The sequence below is a fragment of the Frankia sp. EI5c genome, assembly GCF_001636565.1.
Taxonomy (GTDB): Bacteria; Actinomycetota; Actinomycetes; order Frankiales; family Frankiaceae; genus Parafrankia.
Window position 1 is genome coordinate 19,826 of sequence record NZ_LRTK01000025.1, and the last position, 16,714, is coordinate 36,539.

A 16,714-nucleotide genomic window follows, 5' to 3' on the forward strand; every position below is an offset into this window, starting at 1 on the left:
GCCCAGGCCGCCCGCGCTACCGGCGTGCTGTCCCGCCGCCGGCGCGCCGGTTCCGGCGGTGCCCGCTGGCCGCCCGGCGGGCCCCGGGGGCGGGATCCCCGGCGCCCGCCCGCGGCGCGGCTACGGACACGGGCCCGGCGGCGGGCCCGGATGCAGTGGTGGGCCCGGACGCGGTGGCAGGCCCGGGCGTGGTTTCGCGCGGCGGCCGGATCAGGGCGCGCATGGGGGCGACGACGGCGGCGTACGCCAACGTCGCCGCCGATCCTCCGACCAGCAGCGCGAGTGGCGGCGAGGTCGTGACCACCGGGCCGACCTGGGCGACGGCGCCGAAGACCAGCCCGCCGATCGTGGGCCGGACGAGGGCCAGAGCGATCTTCCCCAGCGAGAAGTCGAGGGCCCGCAGGGCCAGGCAGAAGGCCGGTACGACGATCAGCACGGCCACGACCAGGTGCGCCGCCGCGAGTCCGCGCAGACCGTCGAGACGGGCGCCGACCGCGAGCGCGGGTACCAGCGTGACCAGCCAGATCACCTGGATGCGGACCATGACGCGGGCCTTGCCGATGGCGACCAGCAGGTCGTCGGTGATCTCGATGCCCACGCGGACGACGGAGAGCAGGGCCAGGTAGCGCAGCGCGTCCGCGGCGGGCACCCACTTCTCGCCGTAGACGGTCCGGATCACCTCGGGGCCCAGCGTCGCCAGCAGCACGCAGACCGGCATCGTGACGGCCGTGAGCAGCGCCAGCGAGCGGGCGTAGGCGTCGCGCAGCCGGGCCGGGTCGGAGCCGAGCTGGGCGAACCCGACCAGGCTCACCCGCCGGACCGCGAAGGAGAACATGTTCACCGGCCAGCTCGCCAGGTTGAACGCCTGCGTGTAGAAGCCGAGCCGCAGCGTCCCCAGTGTTCGGCCGGTGATCGCGGTGTCGACATTCAGCATGCAGAAGGTCAGGAAGCCGGAGCCGGTCAGCGGCACGCCGTCCGCGGCCAGCCGGCGGGCCAGATCCGGCCGGAAGCCCGGCAGGGGGCGGCGCGGTGCCAGCGCGAAGATCGCGAGCGCGCCGACGAGGTTGCCGGCCAGGCGACTGACGACCAGTGCCCAGACGCCCATGCCGGTCGCCGCCAGCCCGATCGAGAGCCCGGCCCAGACCACGAGGTTCGCGCTGTCCGCGATGGTCCGACGTCCCTGCGAGAAGGAGCGGGTCAGCAGGGCGGTCGGTACCGCGGCGGTGGCGTCGATGAGGATGGTGAGAGCGAGGACCCGCAGGACGTCGGAGGCCTCGGGCATGTGCATCGCCGCGGCGAACAACGGCGCGGCGAGGAAGAACAGCACGTACAGCAGGGCACTGAAGGCCATGATCAGCGTGACGCCGGTGCGCTCGACCTCGCGGATGTCGCCTTCCCACCGGATCAGGGCGGCCGTGATCCCGGCGTCGTTGAGGCTCATCAGCAGCTGCATGGCGAGCAGCGCGACCGCGAACACGCCGAACTCGGCGGGTGCCAGTATCCGGCCCAGGGCGATCCCGATGATCAGGACGCCGGCCCGGGAGATGACGTTGTTCAGGAAGCTCCAGCCCAGTCCTTTCCGGAGCTTGCTGCCCATCTGGTCGTCCGGGCCGTCGGCAGCCGGGAGCGGGGCCTCCGCCGCGCTCGCGAGCGCCGGGCCCAGCATGAGCGCGGTGCTGTCCGTGCGGTGGCGGAGCGCGGCCTGACCGATCACCATGGTCGGTTCGGCGTCCCGGGACATCCGCGGACCGGCGTGGGAGCGCTGCCCCGGCCGTGCCGCCGGTTCCAGCGGCTCCAGGGCTTCGAGCCCGTCCCGCGATCCGAAGCCGGCTCCCGGCCCGGACGGCGTGGGCATCCGCTGCACGGTGACCGTGCGTTCGCTGTCGGCCGGTCTGTCGGCTGGTCTGTCGGCCGGTCTGGCCGCCGGTACGTCTGCCCGCCGCAGCGTGACGGTTCGCTCGATGTCCGCCGAGGGCGGTGCGGCGTCCGGCCGAGATGCCAGGCCGTCTCCCGGCAGCGCCGGCCGCTGCACCTTCACCGTGCGCTCGGCGTCATCCGCGGACGGCGTCGGGCCGGCCGGAGGGGTCGGGCGGCCCGCGGGGAGCGCCGGACGCTGAACCAGGACGGTCTGCTCGATGTCCGCCGCCTCGGCCGCCTCCGCCGCCTCGGTCGCCTCGGCCGCCTCGGCCGACTCCAGGGCCGGGTCCCAGGCCAGGGTTACGGTTCGTTCCTGATCTTCTGGCGGGTTCCGCGGGGCCGCGGAGGTGCGCCGGCCCGGCGGGATGTCCTCGTCGGAAGGATCAGGCATGATCCGCGATGATGCCGCCACTGGCGGAGTCCAGGCGATGGCGGATCCCGCAGGCACAGGTCAGGTCCGCACCCAGGCGCTCGCCGCAGGCGCACATCCAGCCGATCTGCCGGGCGGGGTTGCCGACGACCATCGCCCCCGGCGGAACGTCCCGGATGACCACCGTGCCGGCACCGACGAAGGCGTTCTCGCCGATGGTGACACCGCAGACGATCGTGGCGTTCGCGCCGATCGTGGCGCCCGACCGGATCAGGGTGGGCAGCAGGTCGTCGCCGGACTTCTTCACGGCGGCCCGCGGGTTGTAGTCGTTGGTGAACACGGCGTTCGGGCCGAGGAAGACGTCGTCGTCCACGGTCAGGCCGTTGAACAGCGCGACGTTGTTCTTGACGGTCACCCGGTCGCCGAGCCGTACCTCGGACTCGATGAAAGCGTGGTCGCAGATGTTGCAGTCGGCGCCGACCACCGCCCCGGGAAGGACATGCGCGAACGCCCAGACCCGGGTACCGGGCCCGATCCGGTCGCTCTCGCACAGCGCGGCCGGGTGGACGTAGGGCGGCCTCGCTCCGGCCGCCTCGGCCGCTGCCCCGTCTGTCGCGATCTGAGCCGCCACTGCGGTCCCTCCCGTTGTCACCGTCTCAGGCGGCACTGTCGACCAGCGCCTTCGCCAGGGATTCCACGACACGTCGCTGCTGGGCCTCGGTGATCTCAGGGTAGATCGGCAGCGAGAGGATCTGCCCGGCGAGCAGATCCGTGACCGGGCAGGGCCGCGGGGCATGGCCGGCGAAGGGCACGCTGCGGTGGATGGGCCGCGGGTAGTGGACGCCGGCCCCGATCCCGGCGGCGTGCAGGCGGCCCAGCACCCGGTCGCGTTCCGGCACCCGGATGACGTACAGGTGCCAGACGTGCACGTTGCCGGGGGCGACCCGCGGACGGCCCAGATCGAGACCGAGGGACTGCTCCACGTCGGTGAGCAGGGAGTCGTAGCGGGCGGCGGCCGCGCGCCGGGCCTCGTTCGCCGCCGCGAGCCGGGCGAGCTTGGCGCGCAGCACCACCGCCTGCAGCGTGTCGAGCCGGGAGTTGACGCCCAGGTGGGTGTGTTCGTACTTGGTCAGGCTGCCGTGGCAGGAGATCGCCCGCACGGTGGTGGCGAGTTCCTCGTCGTCGGTGAGCACCGCCCCCGCGTCGCCGTAGGCGCCGAGGTTCTTGCCTGGATAGAAGCTGGTCGCGGCCGGCCCGGCGGAACCGATCCCGGCGCCGTGGCGGGTGGCGCCCTGCGCCTGCGCCGCGTCCTCGACGACGGCGATCTCCCGTCCCGCGAGGGCCGCCTTGATCCCGTCGAGCGGGGCGAGCTGCCCGAACAGATGCACCGGGATCACCGCTCGGGTGCGGGGAGTGATCGCCTCGGCGACCCGCTCGGGGTCGAGCAGCTGGTAGGTCACCTCGGCGTCGACCAGGACCGGGCGGGCGCCGGCGCGCGCGACCGCCTCCGCGGTGGCGATGAAGGAGTTCGCGGGCAGCACGACCTCGTCCTCGGGCCGGGTGCCCACCCCGAGGGCACGCAGCGCGAGCTCGATCGCGTCGGTGCCGTTGCCGACCCCGACACAGTGCCCGCGGCCGGTGAAGGCGGCGAACTCCCGCTCGAACTCGGTGACCGGGGCGCCGCCGACGAACGCCGTCGTCGCCAGCACCTGGGCGAAGCCCGCCGCGACCTCGTCGGCGACGGCGCGGTGCGCGGCCGCGAGGTCCACGAAGGGAACCGGGTCGTTCGTAGTCATCTTCGACGTCCTCTCAGCGATCGCTCGGGCTGGCGGTGACCCCGGCCGCCGCCGCGTGGAGGGACGCCGCGACCCGCTCGACGTCGTCCTGGGTCATCTCGTGGAACAGCGGCAGGATCACGGTCCGGTCGGTGAGCCGGTCCGTCACCGGGAGATCGGCCCCGCCCTGGCCCGCGTAGGCGGGCTCCCGGTGCGCGGCCATGATGCCGCGCCGAGCTGAGATGCCGTCGCGCAGCAGATGTTCGAGCAGCTCGTTGCGGGTGCCGGGGAAGGCCTCGGTGAGCTCCACCCAGAAGGACTGGTAGTTGGTCGTCCCGTAGGGCGGATCGGCGCACACCCGGAGGCCGGGCACGCCGGCGAGTGCCCGCTGGTAGTGGGCGGCGAGTTCGCGGCGGCNGGCGATCAGCTCCGTCAGGCGCCCGAGCTGCACGAGCCCGATCGCGGCCTGGACGTCCGTCATGCGGTAGTTGTAACCGGTCTCGACGTAGTCCTCGATCATGATGCGGCTGCTCGCGTGGCGTTCCGCGGCGCTGACGCTCATGCCGTGCTCGCGTAGCCGCCGGGCCCGCGCCGCCCACTCCGGGCGGTCGGTGACCAGTGCTCCGCCCTCCCCGGTCGTGAGCAGCTTGCGGGGATGGAAGGAGAAGGCGGCCAGCCCGGCGTCGCCGCCGACCGCCCGGCCCCGGTAGGTGGACCCGATCGCGCAGGCCGAGTCCTGCACCAGCTCGAGGCCACGGCGCAGGCACAGCGCGCGCAGCGGCTCGACGTCCAGCGGCATCCCGCCCTGGTCGACCCCGATGACCGCGCGGGTGGCGGGGGTGAGGGCGGCCTCGACGGTCGCCGTGGTGACGTTCTGGGTGCTCGGGTCCACGTCGGCGAAGACCGGCGTGGCGCCGACGTAGCGGACGGCGTTCGCCGTGGCGATGAACGACAGCGACGGAACGACGACCTCGTCGCCCGGGCCGACCCCCGCCACCAGCATGGCGAGGTGGAGGGCGGCGGTGCAGCTGGAGACGACGACCGCGTCGGCGGCGCCGAGGCGCGCCGCCAGCGCCCGCTCGAACTCCGCCACCCGCGGGCCCTGGGCCACCCAGCCCGACCGCACCGCCTCAGCGGCGGCCGCGGCCTCCTCCGCACCCAGCCAGGGGCGCATCACGGGCAGCAGGGCCGGCCTGGCCGTGGTGCCCGCCGGGGAGTCCGCGCTCATCGGACGGGGCTCCCCGCCGGGGCGCTCCCCGCGCCTGTGGTGACGGTGCCGAGCCCCCGCCACCACGTGACCAGCTCACGCAGGCCCTGCTCAAGGCCGATCGAGGCGACGAAGCCGAGGTCACGCCGCGCCCGCGAGATGTCGGCGAGCCGGCGGGGAACCGGGTTGGTCTTCCGCTCCGGCCCGAACTCGGGCTCCAGGTCGCTGCCCATCGCGGCGGCCAGCGCGCGGGCCAGCTCCAGCAGGCTGGTCTCCCGCCCACTCGCGACGTTGTACACCTCGTCCGAGACGTCGGAGCGGGCCGCGGCGATGTTGGCCCGGGCGATGTCGACCGCGTTCACGAAGTCCATCGTCTGACTGCCGTCACCGAAGATCAGTGGCCGTTCGCCGCGTTCGATGCGCTCCATCCAGCGGATCAGGACCTCGGTGTAGGCGCCGTGGGCGTCCATGCGCGGGCCGTAGACGTTGAAGTAGCGCAGGACGACGTAGTCGAGGCCGTACATGTCGTTGAAGCTGCGCAGCAACGACTCGTTGAACAGCTTCGCCGCCCCGTAGATCGTGCGGTTGTCGTACGGGTGGTGGCGCTCGTCGGTGGGGAACTGCTCGGCGAGGCCGTAGACGGAGGCCGACGACGCGGCCACCACCCGGCGGACGCCCGCCTCGACCGCGGCCTCCAGCACGTTGAAGGTGCCGGTGGCGAGCACGTCGAAGGCGAGCCGAGGCTCCTGCGCACACTGGGTGATGCGTATCGCGGCCTGGTGGAACACGAGGTCCACGCCGGCCATCGCCTTGGCGACGGTCTCGGCGTCCCGCACGTCGCCTTCGATGACGGTCACCGGGCCGGTCCGCAGCGCCTCGGCGAGGTTCTCGCGCCGGCCGCGGGTGAAGTTGTCGAGGATGACTATCTCGGCCGGCCCGAGCGGAATCAGCTGGTCGGTGATGTGCGACCCGATGAGACCGGCGCCGCCGGTGATGAGGACACGACGACCGGCGATGTCGGTCATTCGGGGAGCCCTTTCCCTTCGGTTGGCAGCAGGACCGCCTGGCCGCCGCTGGCGGCGCTTTCGGCGGCGGCTTCGAGTATTCTCAGGACCCGCAGCCCCGACGAGCCGTCGGTCCGGGCCGGCCGCCCCTCGCGGATCGCCTCGGCGAACTCGGTGACGACGCCGCGCAGCGCCTCGGTCTCGGCGAGGGCCGGGGCCACCATGTCACCCACCCGGTAGGAGACGAGGCGCCGCGCCCGGTCGTCCAGAGGCTGTTCGCTGATCTCGACGCCCTTGTCATAGATGCTCAGCCGCTGGGACGGTTCCAGGTCGTCCCACACGATCATTTTGCGGGAACCGCCGACCACCGTTTTCCGGATCTTCGTGGGGCTTAGCCAGTTCACGTGGNTGTGCGCGATCCCGCCGCCCTGAAGCGGCATCGTGAGATACCCGACGCAGCTGCGGCCGGCGTTCACCGGATCGGCCCCGAGCGCGGTCACGGAGAGCGGAGCGAATTCCGCCGGCAGAATGAAGTCGAGGATCGACAGGTCGTGCGGGGCGAGATCCCAGAACACATCGACATCTGGCTGGATCAGCCCGAGATTGATGCGCACGGAATCGATGTACTGGATGTCGCCGATCTCGCCGCTGTGGGTGAGCTCGCGGATTCGCGCGACCGACGGCGTGTAGCAGTAGGTGTGGTCGCACATCAGGACGACACCGGCGGCCTCGGCGGCCGCGACCAGCTTGGCGCCGTCCGCGGCCGTCGCCGCGAGCGGCTTCTCGACCAGGACGTGCCGGCCCGCTTCGATACAGGCGAGGGTGAGATCCGTGTGGCTGGCTGCCGGCGTCGCGATGGCGACCGCGGTGACGTCCGGGTCGGCCAGCACATCCGACAGCTCCGAGCTGACCCGCACGTCACCGAGGTGCCCCGCCACGGCGCGGGCCCGGTCGGTGTCGAAGTCGCAGACCCAGCGCAGGCGCCAGTGCTCGGAGCTCGCGAAGTTGCGAACCAGATTCGGGCCCCAGTATCCGGCTCCGACCACGGCAACCNCGAACGGTTGCAAAGAAATCTCCTTCACGTGGATTCGGCTGTGGCGCCCCTGCGGCCACCACGACATTCACGGCTGGGAGAGGGAAGGAGCACTGCCTGCGTTCGGAAAATCATCGATAGAAACTGAATGAAGGCTTTGTGAAGCCTTCGCTCAGCTGGTGCGCGGCGCCCGGCCGCGAAAGCGAACTTTCCTGTGTGCCTGACCGGCGGTGTGGAAGACCCCCGCGCCCCGTAGCACATCCCCCCATGTGGCATCCCCCCATCCGGGGGGTACTGTAGCATTCGTCCACGATGATCGTGATGGAGACGGAATCCTGACCCAGCCAATCCGTTTCCCCGCCGGGGCGGTGTCCCGGCCTGGTCCCGGCGCCTGGCGGCCCGGCCGCGCGGAGCGGCCCGCCCCGGCCCGGCCGTGGGCGGTCGAGCGCCGGCTGTGAGCGGCCGGCCGGCCCGCAGTCAGCCAGTCAGCCAGGGGGGCGGCCGCTGTGTACACGGTGTCGCCGCCGCCTGCCCGCGCGGGCGCGGGCGCGGCGGCCGAGCCGACCGCGGGTGGGGAGGGATCCGGCGGCACCGCGGTGCGGCGGCGCCGGTTGCGGGCGATCGGTCCCACCGTCATCCTGCTCNGGCTGACCAGCCTTCTCACCGACCTGTCCACGGAGATGGTCACCGCGGTCCTGCCGCTCTACCTGGTGGAGCGGCTGGGCTTCACCCCGTTCCAGTACGGGCTTGTCAGCGGCCTTTACCAGGGGGCCAGCGCGCTGAGCCGGCTGGTCAGCGGATTCGTGTCGGACCGGTTCCACCGGCACCGCGACGTCGCCGCCGCCGGCTATGCCATGTCGGCGGTCGCGAAGGTGGTGCTGGCGGCGGGGGGCACCAGCCCGAGCACGCTGTCCGGGGCGCTCGCGGCCGACCAGATCGGCAAGGGCGTCCGCACGGCGCCCCGCGACGCGATGCTGTCGCTTTCCGCGCCCCCCGCCCGGCTCGGGTTCGTCTTCGGCCTGCACCGGGCGATGGACACCGTAGGCGCGATGCTCGGCCCGTTCGTCGCGTTCGCGCTGCTCGCGGTCTCACCCGGCTCCTACGACCTGGTGTTCGTGCTCAGCGCGTGTGTCGGGCTGGTGGGCGTGGCCGTGATCGTGCTGCTCGTCCGCCCGCCCTCCACCCGCTCGCAGGGTGCCGCGGGGGCGGCCGGGGAACGGCCATCACCCGCCGCCACGCTCGGGCTGCTGCGGTCGCGGCGGTTCCGGCGGCTGGCCTGTGTCGGTGTCGGGCTGGCGCTGTGCACCGTCGGCGACGGCTTCGTGTACCTGCGCCTGCAACAGCAGGTCTCGCTCGCCGGGGTGTACTTCCCGCTGCTGGCGGCCGGGGTTTACTGCGTCTACCTGGCGCTGGCGCTGCCGCTGGGGTACCTGGCCGACCTCGTGGGCCGGCAGCGGGTGTTCGTCGGCGGCTATCTTGCGCTGAGCGGTGTCTACCTTGTGCTCTGCCGTTCCGAGCCGGGAGTGGGCGGGCTCGTCGCGGTGCTGGTCCTGCTGGGCGCCTACTACGCGGCGACCGACGGCATGCTGGCCGCGGCGGCGAGCGCGCTGGTGCCCGCCCGGCTGCGTACGGGCGGCCTCGCCCTCGTCCAGACCGGGGTGGCACTCGCGCAGCTCGCCGGGGCGGCGTCCTTCGGCGCCCTGTGGACGCTGCGTGGGCCGGATGTGGCCTTCCGCTGGGCCGTGGCCGCGGGGCTGGTCGCGGTGGTGCTGGCGGTGGTGGCGCTGCGCGGCGTGCGGGTCGGCCGATCCGGTCCGGGCGAGGGAGATGATCAGGNGGGGGAGCGAGAGCAGCGTGGCTGAGGAACGGCGCCGAGGACGGGCCGGCACCGGCCCGGCTGACGGCGCGGAGGGCGAGCCCGAGGCGCCGTCGAGATCACGCGTGACCGTCGTGGCGTTCCTGATCGTGCTGGTGGCCTGCCTGCTGGTGGGCACCGGCTACGTCGTCCACGTGCTGCGCCGGGACGCCGACCGGGAGGCCGCTCGGGTCGCGACGGTGACGAACGGTGCCGCGCGGCTGGACCCGTCCACCCTGGGCAGTGATCCCCGGGTGATCTTCCGCTCCACCGCCCGGGACGGCAGCTACGGCCGGGTGGCGATGGTGCCGCGCGACGAACCCGCCAGCACCCCCGCCGTGACCTCGATGTCCTGCGACCGGGTGGACGTGCGCGGTGAGATCGGCCTCTGCCTGAGCTCGGACCGCGGCCTCGTCACCACCTACCAGGCGTACCTGTTCGACGCCGACCTCCACACGCTGCACTCCTTCCGGCTGGGCGGGGTGCCCAGCCGGGCCCGGCTGTCGGCGGACGCCCGGCTGGCCGCGGTCACGGTCTTCGTCACCGGCCATTCGTACGCGGGCCCGGCCTTCTCCACCGCGACCACGCTGTACGACGTCGAGAACCGGCAGGAGCTGGGGAACCTCGAACAGTTCGCGATCTATCGCGACGGCGAGCGGATCAACCCGGTCGACCAGAACTTCTGGGGCGTCACCTTCGCGGCCGACGACGACACCTTCTACGCCACGCTGTCGACCGACGGGACGACCTACCTGGTGCGCGGGTCGCTGCGGGCCCGTGAGGTGCACACCCTGACCACCAACGTGGAGTGCCCGTCGCTGTCTCCGGACGGCACCCGGGTGGCGTTCAAGGAACGGGTCGCGGACGACGGCCCCGTCCGGTGGGTCGCGACGGTGCTCGACCTGCGGACCATGCGCCGCACGCAGCTGAGCGACACGCGATCGGTTGACGATCAGATCGCCTGGTACGACAACGAGACCATCGCGTACGGCCTGCCCAGGGACGGTGCGGAGGCCGCGATCACCGACACCTGGATCGAGCCGGCCGACGGCTCCGGCCAGGCACGCGTGCTCGTGCCCAAGGCGTGGTCGCCCGCTTTCCGGGGCTGATCATCGGGTGGGTCCGGCAACAGCGGGGACACGTGAAACAGAGCACCACCCGGTGCCGGCCAGATCCGCCTGCCCGCCGGCTAGCGTCACGGTGGTGGTGATCGAGGACGCTCGACAGCGGCGCAGGTCGAGACAGCGGCTGGCGATCCGCTACGGGGTTCCCGGCCTCACGCTCCTGTTCGTTCTGGCCACCGTGCGGCTGATCGCGTTCCCGAAGATCGACGAGCCGCGGCCGGTGGATGCGATCTTCATGCTCGGCGGGCCGGGGCCGCGGCTGGACCGGACCCTCGAACTGGCGCGGTCGGGCATCGCGCCGACCGTGGTGATCTCCATGCCGGGAACCCGGCGCTGCCCCTCCACCGCCGACATCGGCCGTGACGTGCGGGTCGTCTGCTTCTGGCCCGATCCCAAGACGACGCAGGGCGAGGCCCGGGAGGCCGCCCGGCTGGCGCGGCTGCACGGCTGGGAGTCGATCCTGTTCGTCACCGACCGCTCCCAGGACAGCCGGGCCCGGCTTCGCATCGGCCGTTGCTACGACGGTGAGCTGCTCGTGGACGCCGTCGGGACCCGCCTGCGCGACTGGCCGTACCTGTTCACCTACCAGACGGCGGCCATGGTCAAGGCGGTCGTGTGGCAGCGGAGCTGCTGACGGCCGGGCCGCGGGCCGCGCCGGCCGCGGGCCCCGCCGCCCTCAGCAGCCCCCGCTCTCAGCAGCCCCGCTGAAACACCAGCGCCTTCCCCATCGCGGCCCACTCGTAGGCGATCATGTACGGCCACATGTTCCGCGGCGGCGGGACGGGACTCATCAGGACCTTGCCGGAGTAGCAGCGCGCGAGCCGGATCCGCGCCCGGGTCGTCTGGGTGGTGGCGGTGACCACGATGACGGACTTCCAGCCGTACCGGGCGGCCGCGATCGCCGTCCAGCGGGACTCGCCCTGGGTGGTGAGGGGATCCGGCGCGAAGCAGATCACCTCGACGTTCGGGATGGGCGGTGGGCACGGGTCGTTCGCCGTCGGCATCGAGACCGCCAGCGTCGGCGCGTATCCGGCTCGGGCCAGGCCCACCGCGTGCTCCAGCCGGCCCGGGCTGCCGGCGAACATCACGATGGCGTCCGCCGGTGCGAGCGAGTCGGGCCGGGGATGGATGAAGAGGCGGTCGGTTGCGACGAGGAACACCAGGCCGCTGACCCCGAGGGCGAGGAGCAGGGTCATCCGGCGCCGCCTGGCGTGGCCCGGGTCGGGGCGGTCCGGTAGCTGCTGGTCGCGGTTCTCGGCCTGGCTGGTGGTCTCGGCCTGGCTGGTGGTCTCGGTCTGGCCGAGGGACATCCGAGCCCGCCCTCAGCTCGGCCGCTGCAGGCCGAAGCCGCCGGTGCCCAGGCCCGGCCTCGGTCGGCCGAGGCCGAACGGGCGCCCCGGCATGCCCTGCGCGGGCAGCGGCACCGTCCCCCCGGTCCCGGTCCCGGTCCCGCCGTCGGTGTCGGTGTCGGTGTCGCCTGGTACAGGTGCCCGCGCCGGGCCGCCCGGTGCCCCAGGGCCGCCGGAGTGCCCGGTCGCGGGGCCGGCCGGCAGCCGGTCCCCCCGCGGGTCACCATCGGCGGCGAGGCCACCGGGGGGCGGGGCGTTCCACCGCGGATGGTGGAAAGGCGCCCGGGCGGCGTCCCGTGGCCAGACCGTCCAGGAGGCACCGGACTGCCACTGGACGATCGGCACCTGGTGGCCCACCTGTAGCCCGGTCGCCTCGTCGAGCCGGAACCGGCCGAGCAGGGTCGTGGTGTCCAGCCCGCGGGCGGCCGCCAGCAGCGAGGCATCGCCGACCCCGCCGCAGTACCGGATGCAACGGCCCAGAATGAGCCCGGAGACGTAGGCCCAGGCCGCCGTCTCGGTGGGCGCCACCCCGTGCAGCAGCGTGAAGTCGGCGGAGAACTCCCGGGCGGCCGGGCCGGTCCCCGGCTCGACGGCGCCTTCCGGCGCCCAGCTCGCCGGGGCGAGCAGGCCCTCGCGCAGGGCACCCAGCGTCGCCGTCGCCTCGGCACTGACCGCCGTGGAGAACGCGGCCGCCCGCCAGGAACGGCGCAGCAGGATGTCGGCGATCTCCAGCTCGTCCTCGGCGCCCGCGTGCACGATCAGGACGTCGGCCGGCGGCAGCGGGCGGGCCGCGGCCCCGCCCCGGCCCGGGGCGAAGACGTTCGACGTGACCTCGTAGCCCTGCGCCCGGGCCGCGGCCTTGCACACCGACGTGAGCTCCACGGCGAGCTCGCCGGAGGCCAGCAGCGCGACGCGGCGGGCCTGCCGGTCCACGGAGCGGATCGCCGACAGCACCCCGCGGGGCCAGGTCGAGGCCGGAGCCGCCACGTTCACGACGTGCGGGAAGGCCTGCCGGACGAAACGGGTGGATGGCGCGCCGGCGTTGAAGACGACCCGGCTGGTGGCGCCCAGGGCGCCCAGGGCGGCCCGCATGCCGATCGGCCCGAAGATCGCCGCGGGCCGGGTCGCGACCGCCGAGCGCATCGCGCGGACCGGATCGGGGTGGGCGTCGAAGGCCGTCACACCCACCTCGTCCCAGGGCGGGGGCAGCCGTTCGTCACGTGCCCAGAGCGTCATTCCGCGCAGCGCCGCCAGGCCAAGGGCGGCGTCCGGTCCGGTCAGCGGCGTGACCAGCGCTACGGGAAGCGGCGTCGTCATGGAAGAAAGCCCGTGAGGTCAAGCACTCCTTCAGAATCGCACGGCCGTCGTGCCGACACGCCCGGCGGGAGCCCTAAGATCTGGCGTGGGGAGATACCGCGACGGATGCCGCGGTGACGTGTCCGCCAAGTGGGGAGTGGACTGGGTGGCGAGGAACTCCGGCCGGGTGGGCGACCCGCCGCCACCGCCCGATCCGCTGGCCGTCCCCGCGGTCGACGCGCACTGCCACCTGGACCTGATGGACACACCGGTGGCCGAGGCGGTCGCGGCGGCCCGGGCGGTCGGTATCACCCGAATGGTCACGGTCGGTGTCGATCTAGAGACCAGCCGGTGGCAGGCTGAGATCGCGGCGGCCCATCCCGAGGTGTGGGCGGCGGTCGCGATCCATCCCAACGAGGCGGCGTCGGGTGTGGACGAGGCGACCTTCGAAGCGATCGCCAAGCTCGCCCGCGCGGACGGCGTCGTCGCGGTGGGGGAGACCGGCCTGGACTACTTCCGCACGCCGCCGGAGCGGCACGCGGCCCAGCAGGAGAGCTTCCGCCGGCACATCGCGATCGCGAAGGAGACCGGCCGGGCGTTGATGATCCACGACCGGGAGGCGCACGACGACACGCTGCGCATCCTGGCGGCGGAGGGCGCGCCCGAGCGGGTGGTGTTCCACGCCTTCTCCGGCGATGCGGCCATGGCCAGGACCTGCGCCGACGCCGGGTACGTGATGTCCTTCGCCGGCAATGTGACCTTCAAGAACGCCGGCGAGCTGCGCGCGGCCGCCGCGGTGGCGCCGCGGGATCTCCTGCTGGTCGAGACCGACGCGCCGTACCTCACCCCGGCCCCGTGGCGCGGCCGGCCGGGCGGGCCCTATCTGGTCCCGCTGACGCTGCGGCTGCTCGCGCAGACCCGCGGCGAGCAGGTGGACGACCTCGCCGCGGCGGTGGCGGCCAACGCCGAACGGACCTTCGGGCCCTGGTAGAGATCGAGGGGCTCCTCTCGCCGGCCGACATCCGCGAGCTCGCCCAGGCGCTGGACCTGCGGCCGACGAAGCGCCGGGGCCAGAACTTCCTGGTCGACCCGAACACCGTCCGCCGGCTCGTCCGGCTGGCCGCGATCGGCCCGGACGATGTCGCGCTCGAGGTCGGCCCCGGGCTGGGCTCGCTCACTCTCGGCCTGGTCGCCGAGGCCGGCGCGGTCGCCGCGGTCGAGGTGGATCCGCGGCTCGCCGCCGCCCTGCCGGTGACGGCGGCGGCCCGGCTGCCCGCCGAGGTGGCGGGCCGGCTGCACGTGATCGAGGCCGACGGCCTGCGGGTGGGCCCCGCCGACCTGCCCGCCGCGGTCGCCGCCCCGACGGTGCTGGCGGCGAACCTGCCGTACAACATCGCGGTACCGCTGCTGCTGGGCCTGCTTGAGCGGTTCCCGACTGTGCGGCGTGGCCTGGTCATGGTGCAGGCGGAGGTCGCCGACCGCCTCACCGCGCCGCCAGGCGGCCGGATCTACGGCGTGCCGAGTGTCAAACTCGCCTGGTACGCCGAGGCGCGCCCGGCCGGAGGGGTGCCCCGGCCGGTGTTCTGGCCGCAGCCGAACGTCGACTCGGGCCTGGTCGCGTTCAGTCGCCGGCCCACCCCGCCGGCCGAGGCGTCGCTGCGCGCGGAGGTCTTCGCCGCGGTGGACGCGGCCTTCGCGCAGCGGCGCAAAACGCTTCGGACGGCGCTGGCGTCCTGGGCCGGTTCGGCGGGCCGGGCCGAGCGGCTCGCGCGGGCCGCCGGCGTGGACCCGGGCGCCCGCGGCGAGACCCTCGACGTGGAGGCGTTCGTCCGCATCGCGCGCCAGGCCCGCCTCGATCCGGCCTGACGGGTGGAACCGAGACCCGCCCGGTAGACGATGCAAGTGAACTTGAAATCCGGCCGCAAGATCTCAAGTTTTCGCCCCGGGGGAGGCGGGCCGCTGGCGCGCTAGCGGTCGACGCCGATGGCGCGGCGGGCGCCGGCGAGGACGGGGCGGGCCCGCTCCCGGGCCTTCTCCGCACCGGCGGCCAGGATGGCGTCCAGCTCGCTGTCGGGGGCGATGAGCTCCTCGTAGCGGGCCCGCAGCGGGGTCAGCCAGGCGTCCAGCGTCTCGAACAGGGCGTTCTTCAGCTCGCCCCAGCCGGTGCCGCCCCGCTCCAGCCGGACCCGCATGTCCTTGACGGCTTCCGGGGTCGCGAAGTTCTCGTAGATCTGGAACGCGGCCGAGCTGTCCGGGTCCTTCGGCGCCTCGACGGGCGTGCTGTCGCTGCGGATGCCGCGGACGAGCTTGCGCAGCTGCGACGGCGNGGCGAACAGCGGGATCGTGTTCCCGTAGGACTTGCTCATCTTGCGGCCGTCGGTGCCGGGCATCGTCCGGGCGCCGGTGCCGGGCGGGATCAGCGCTTCGGGGATCTTCAGGCTGTACTCGCTGCCGAAGAGGTGGTTGAACGAGCCCGCGATGTCCGCCGCGTACTCGACGTGCTGGACCTGGTCCTGCCCCACCGGGACCACGTCGGAGCCCATGATGAGGATGTCGACGGCCATCAGGATGGGGTAGTTGAACAACCCCATGTTGACGCCGGCGTCCAGGTCGGCGACGCCGTTCTCGGCGTTGCGGTCACGGGCCGCCTTGTAGGCGTGCGCCCGGTTCATCAGGCCCTTGCCGGTGACGCAGGAAAGGATCCAGGAGAGCTCGAAGATCTCCGGCACGTCGGACTGCTTGTAGAAGACCGTGCGCTCCGGGTCGAGGCCGAGCGTGATCCAGGTGGCGGCGACGGAGCGGGTGTACGCGGCGAACTTCGCCCGGTCCCGGATCGAGGTCAGCGCGTGGTAGTCGGCGATGAAGTAGATCGACTCGTACGTCGCCGCGAGCTCGAGCGCGGGACGGATCGCCCCGATGTAGTTGCCCAGGTGCGGCTCGCCGGTCGGCTTGATCCCGGTCAGCGACACCCGTGGGCGGTCCTGCGTCATGTCGGCTGATTCTACGGACAGCCGGCACGGCCGACGGCGGGTGCGGCGGCGCGCCCACCGCCGGCCGCACCCACTCGGCTCAGGTGCCGGGCCGGGTGCCGGGCCGGGCGTCGGGTCAGGCGTCGCCGCCGAAGAGGCCGGTGACCGAGCCGTCCTCGAAGACCGCCTTGATCGCGGCGGCGATCAGCGGCGCGATCGACAGTTCGGTGATCTTGTCGATGCGCGCCTCGCTGGCCAGCGGCAGGGTGTTGGTGAGGACGACCTCGCTGATCTCGGAGTTCTTCAGCCGGTCCGCGGCCGGCCCGGACAGCACGCCGTGGGTGGCCGCCGCGATGACGTTGGTCGCGCCGTGCTCCTTGAGCGACTCCGCCGCCTTCGTGATCGTGCCGGCGGTGTCGATCATGTCGTCGACGATCACGCAGGTGCGCCCGTCGACCTCGCCGACGACGTCGAACATCTTGACCTGGTTCGGCACGTCCGGGTCGCGGCGCTTGTGGATGATCGCCAGCGGGCAGCTGAGCCGGTCGGTCCACCGTTCCGCGACGCGCACCCGGCCCGAGTCCGGCGCCACCACGGTGACCTCGGAGGTGTCGAGCTTGCTCTCGATGTAGTCCGCGAGCAGCGGCAGCGCGAACAGGTGGTCCACCGGCCCGTCGAAGAAGCCCTGGATCTGCGCGGTGTGCAGGTCGACGGACATCAGCCGGTCCGCGCCCGCGGTCTTGAACAGATCGGCGACCAGACGGGCCGAGATCGGCTCCCGCCCGCGGTGCTTCTTGTCCTGGCGGGCGTAGGGG

At 73.2% G+C, this 16,714-nt stretch carries 13 protein-coding genes and 4 pseudogenes; 4 read left to right on the forward strand and 13 right to left on the reverse strand.

Annotation, left to right across the window (positions count from 1 at the left end):
• Positions 1–16: 16 nt before the first annotated feature.
• From UG55_RS45980 to UG55_RS36630, 8 genes and pseudogenes are all read right to left on the reverse strand, one after another.
• On the reverse strand, positions 17–2,308 hold the full coding sequence (locus UG55_RS45980; RefSeq protein ID WP_066068032.1) for an oligosaccharide flippase family protein: 2,292 nt from the start codon (positions 2,306–2,308) through the stop codon (positions 17–19).
• Complete coding sequence (locus tag UG55_RS13760; protein WP_242424296.1) at positions 2,301–2,918, reverse strand: acyltransferase; 618 nt, start codon at positions 2,916–2,918, stop codon at positions 2,301–2,303. Before UG55_RS13760 ends, UG55_RS45980 begins: the two co-directional genes overlap by 8 nt.
• A gap of 25 nt (positions 2,919–2,943) precedes the next feature.
• Complete coding sequence (locus UG55_RS13765) at positions 2,944–4,083, reverse strand: DegT/DnrJ/EryC1/StrS aminotransferase family protein (protein ID WP_066068036.1); 1,140 nt, start codon at positions 4,081–4,083, stop codon at positions 2,944–2,946.
• A gap of 13 nt (positions 4,084–4,096) precedes the next feature.
• A partial coding sequence (locus UG55_RS47270; protein ID WP_396230899.1) for a DegT/DnrJ/EryC1/StrS family aminotransferase occupies positions 4,097–4,479 on the reverse strand: 383 nt, incomplete at its 5' end.
• Position 4,480: 1 nt separating this feature from the next.
• A pseudogene (locus UG55_RS47275) lies at positions 4,481–5,290 on the reverse strand (DegT/DnrJ/EryC1/StrS family aminotransferase); the annotation flags it as partial.
• Positions 5,287–6,285, reverse strand: coding sequence for an NAD-dependent epimerase/dehydratase family protein (locus UG55_RS13775; protein ID WP_128422991.1), 999 nt, complete (start codon positions 6,283–6,285; stop codon positions 5,287–5,289). The gene UG55_RS13775 and the pseudogene UG55_RS47275, both read right to left, overlap by 4 nt.
• Positions 6,286–6,290: 5 nt before the next feature.
• A partial coding sequence (locus UG55_RS47280) for a Gfo/Idh/MocA family oxidoreductase (protein ID WP_396230900.1) occupies positions 6,291–6,681 on the reverse strand: 391 nt, incomplete at its 5' end.
• 1 nt (position 6,682) lies between these two features.
• Positions 6,683–7,326, reverse strand: a pseudogene (locus tag UG55_RS36630) (Gfo/Idh/MocA family protein); the annotation flags it as partial.
• Between the two features lie 660 nt (positions 7,327–7,986).
• Here UG55_RS36630 and UG55_RS45985 point away from each other — a divergent pair.
• On the forward strand, positions 7,987–9,142 hold a 1,156-nt coding region (locus tag UG55_RS45985), incomplete at its 3' end, for an MFS transporter (RefSeq protein WP_396230904.1).
• A gap of 1,222 nt (positions 9,143–10,364) precedes the next feature.
• Positions 10,365–10,919: a YdcF family protein gene (locus tag UG55_RS13795; protein ID WP_242424297.1), complete on the forward strand. Its 555-nt coding sequence runs from the start codon at positions 10,365–10,367 to the stop codon at positions 10,917–10,919.
• A 58-nt stretch (positions 10,920–10,977) separates the two neighbouring features.
• On the opposite strand, the gene UG55_RS13800 is transcribed toward UG55_RS13795, so the two are convergent.
• Together UG55_RS13800 and UG55_RS13805 are read right to left on the reverse strand one after the other, a co-directional pair.
• Entirely contained in the window at positions 10,978–11,481 is a 504-nt protein-coding gene (locus tag UG55_RS13800; protein WP_066068134.1) for a hypothetical protein, read from the reverse strand.
• 126 nt (positions 11,482–11,607) lie between these two features.
• Positions 11,608–12,951 (reverse strand): ABC transporter substrate-binding protein, encoded by a 1,344-nt coding sequence (locus UG55_RS13805; RefSeq protein ID WP_066068049.1) that lies wholly within the window; start codon positions 12,949–12,951, stop codon positions 11,608–11,610.
• Between the two features lie 145 nt (positions 12,952–13,096).
• Between UG55_RS13805 and UG55_RS13810 the strand changes: the two genes are divergently transcribed.
• Both UG55_RS13810 and rsmA read left to right on the forward strand, forming a co-directional pair.
• Positions 13,097–13,921 carry a TatD family hydrolase gene (locus UG55_RS13810; protein WP_066068137.1) on the forward strand — a complete coding sequence of 275 codons (825 nt, stop codon included), beginning with the start codon at positions 13,097–13,099 and terminating at the stop codon, positions 13,919–13,921.
• A 56-nt stretch (positions 13,922–13,977) separates the two neighbouring features.
• Complete coding sequence (rsmA, locus tag UG55_RS13815) at positions 13,978–14,796, forward strand: 16S rRNA (adenine(1518)-N(6)/adenine(1519)-N(6))-dimethyltransferase RsmA (protein WP_242424303.1); 819 nt, start codon at positions 13,978–13,980, stop codon at positions 14,794–14,796.
• A 101-nt stretch (positions 14,797–14,897) separates the two neighbouring features.
• Here the strand turns inward: rsmA and UG55_RS36635 are convergent.
• The 3 genes and pseudogenes from UG55_RS36635 to prs all read right to left on the reverse strand — a co-directional run.
• Positions 14,898–15,256, reverse strand: a pseudogene (locus UG55_RS36635) (tryptophan--tRNA ligase); the annotation flags it as partial.
• A 1-nt stretch (position 15,257) separates the two neighbouring features.
• Positions 15,258–15,920 (reverse strand): annotated as a pseudogene (gene trpS, locus UG55_RS36640) (tryptophan--tRNA ligase); the annotation flags it as partial.
• 115 nt (positions 15,921–16,035) lie between these two features.
• Positions 16,036–16,714 (reverse strand): ribose-phosphate diphosphokinase (gene prs, locus UG55_RS13825; RefSeq protein ID WP_242424298.1); only part of this gene is annotated, 679 nt, incomplete at its 5' end.

What these genes read in the sequence shown, in the direction of transcription:
- UG55_RS13805 (WP_066068049.1), bottom strand. Translation starts at nt 12,951, where the DNA reads ATGACGACGCCGCTTCCCGTAGCGCTGGTCACGCCGCTGACCGGACCG.
- UG55_RS45980 (WP_066068032.1), bottom strand. Translation starts at nt 2,308, where the DNA reads ATGCCTGATCCTTCCGACGAGGACATCCCGCCGGGCCGGCGCACCTCC.
- UG55_RS13800 (WP_066068134.1), bottom strand. Translation starts at nt 11,481, where the DNA reads ATGACCCTGCTCCTCGCCCTCGGGGTCAGCGGCCTGGTGTTCCTCGTC.
- UG55_RS13765 (WP_066068036.1), bottom strand. Translation starts at nt 4,083, where the DNA reads ATGACTACGAACGACCCGGTTCCCTTCGTGGACCTCGCGGCCGCGCAC.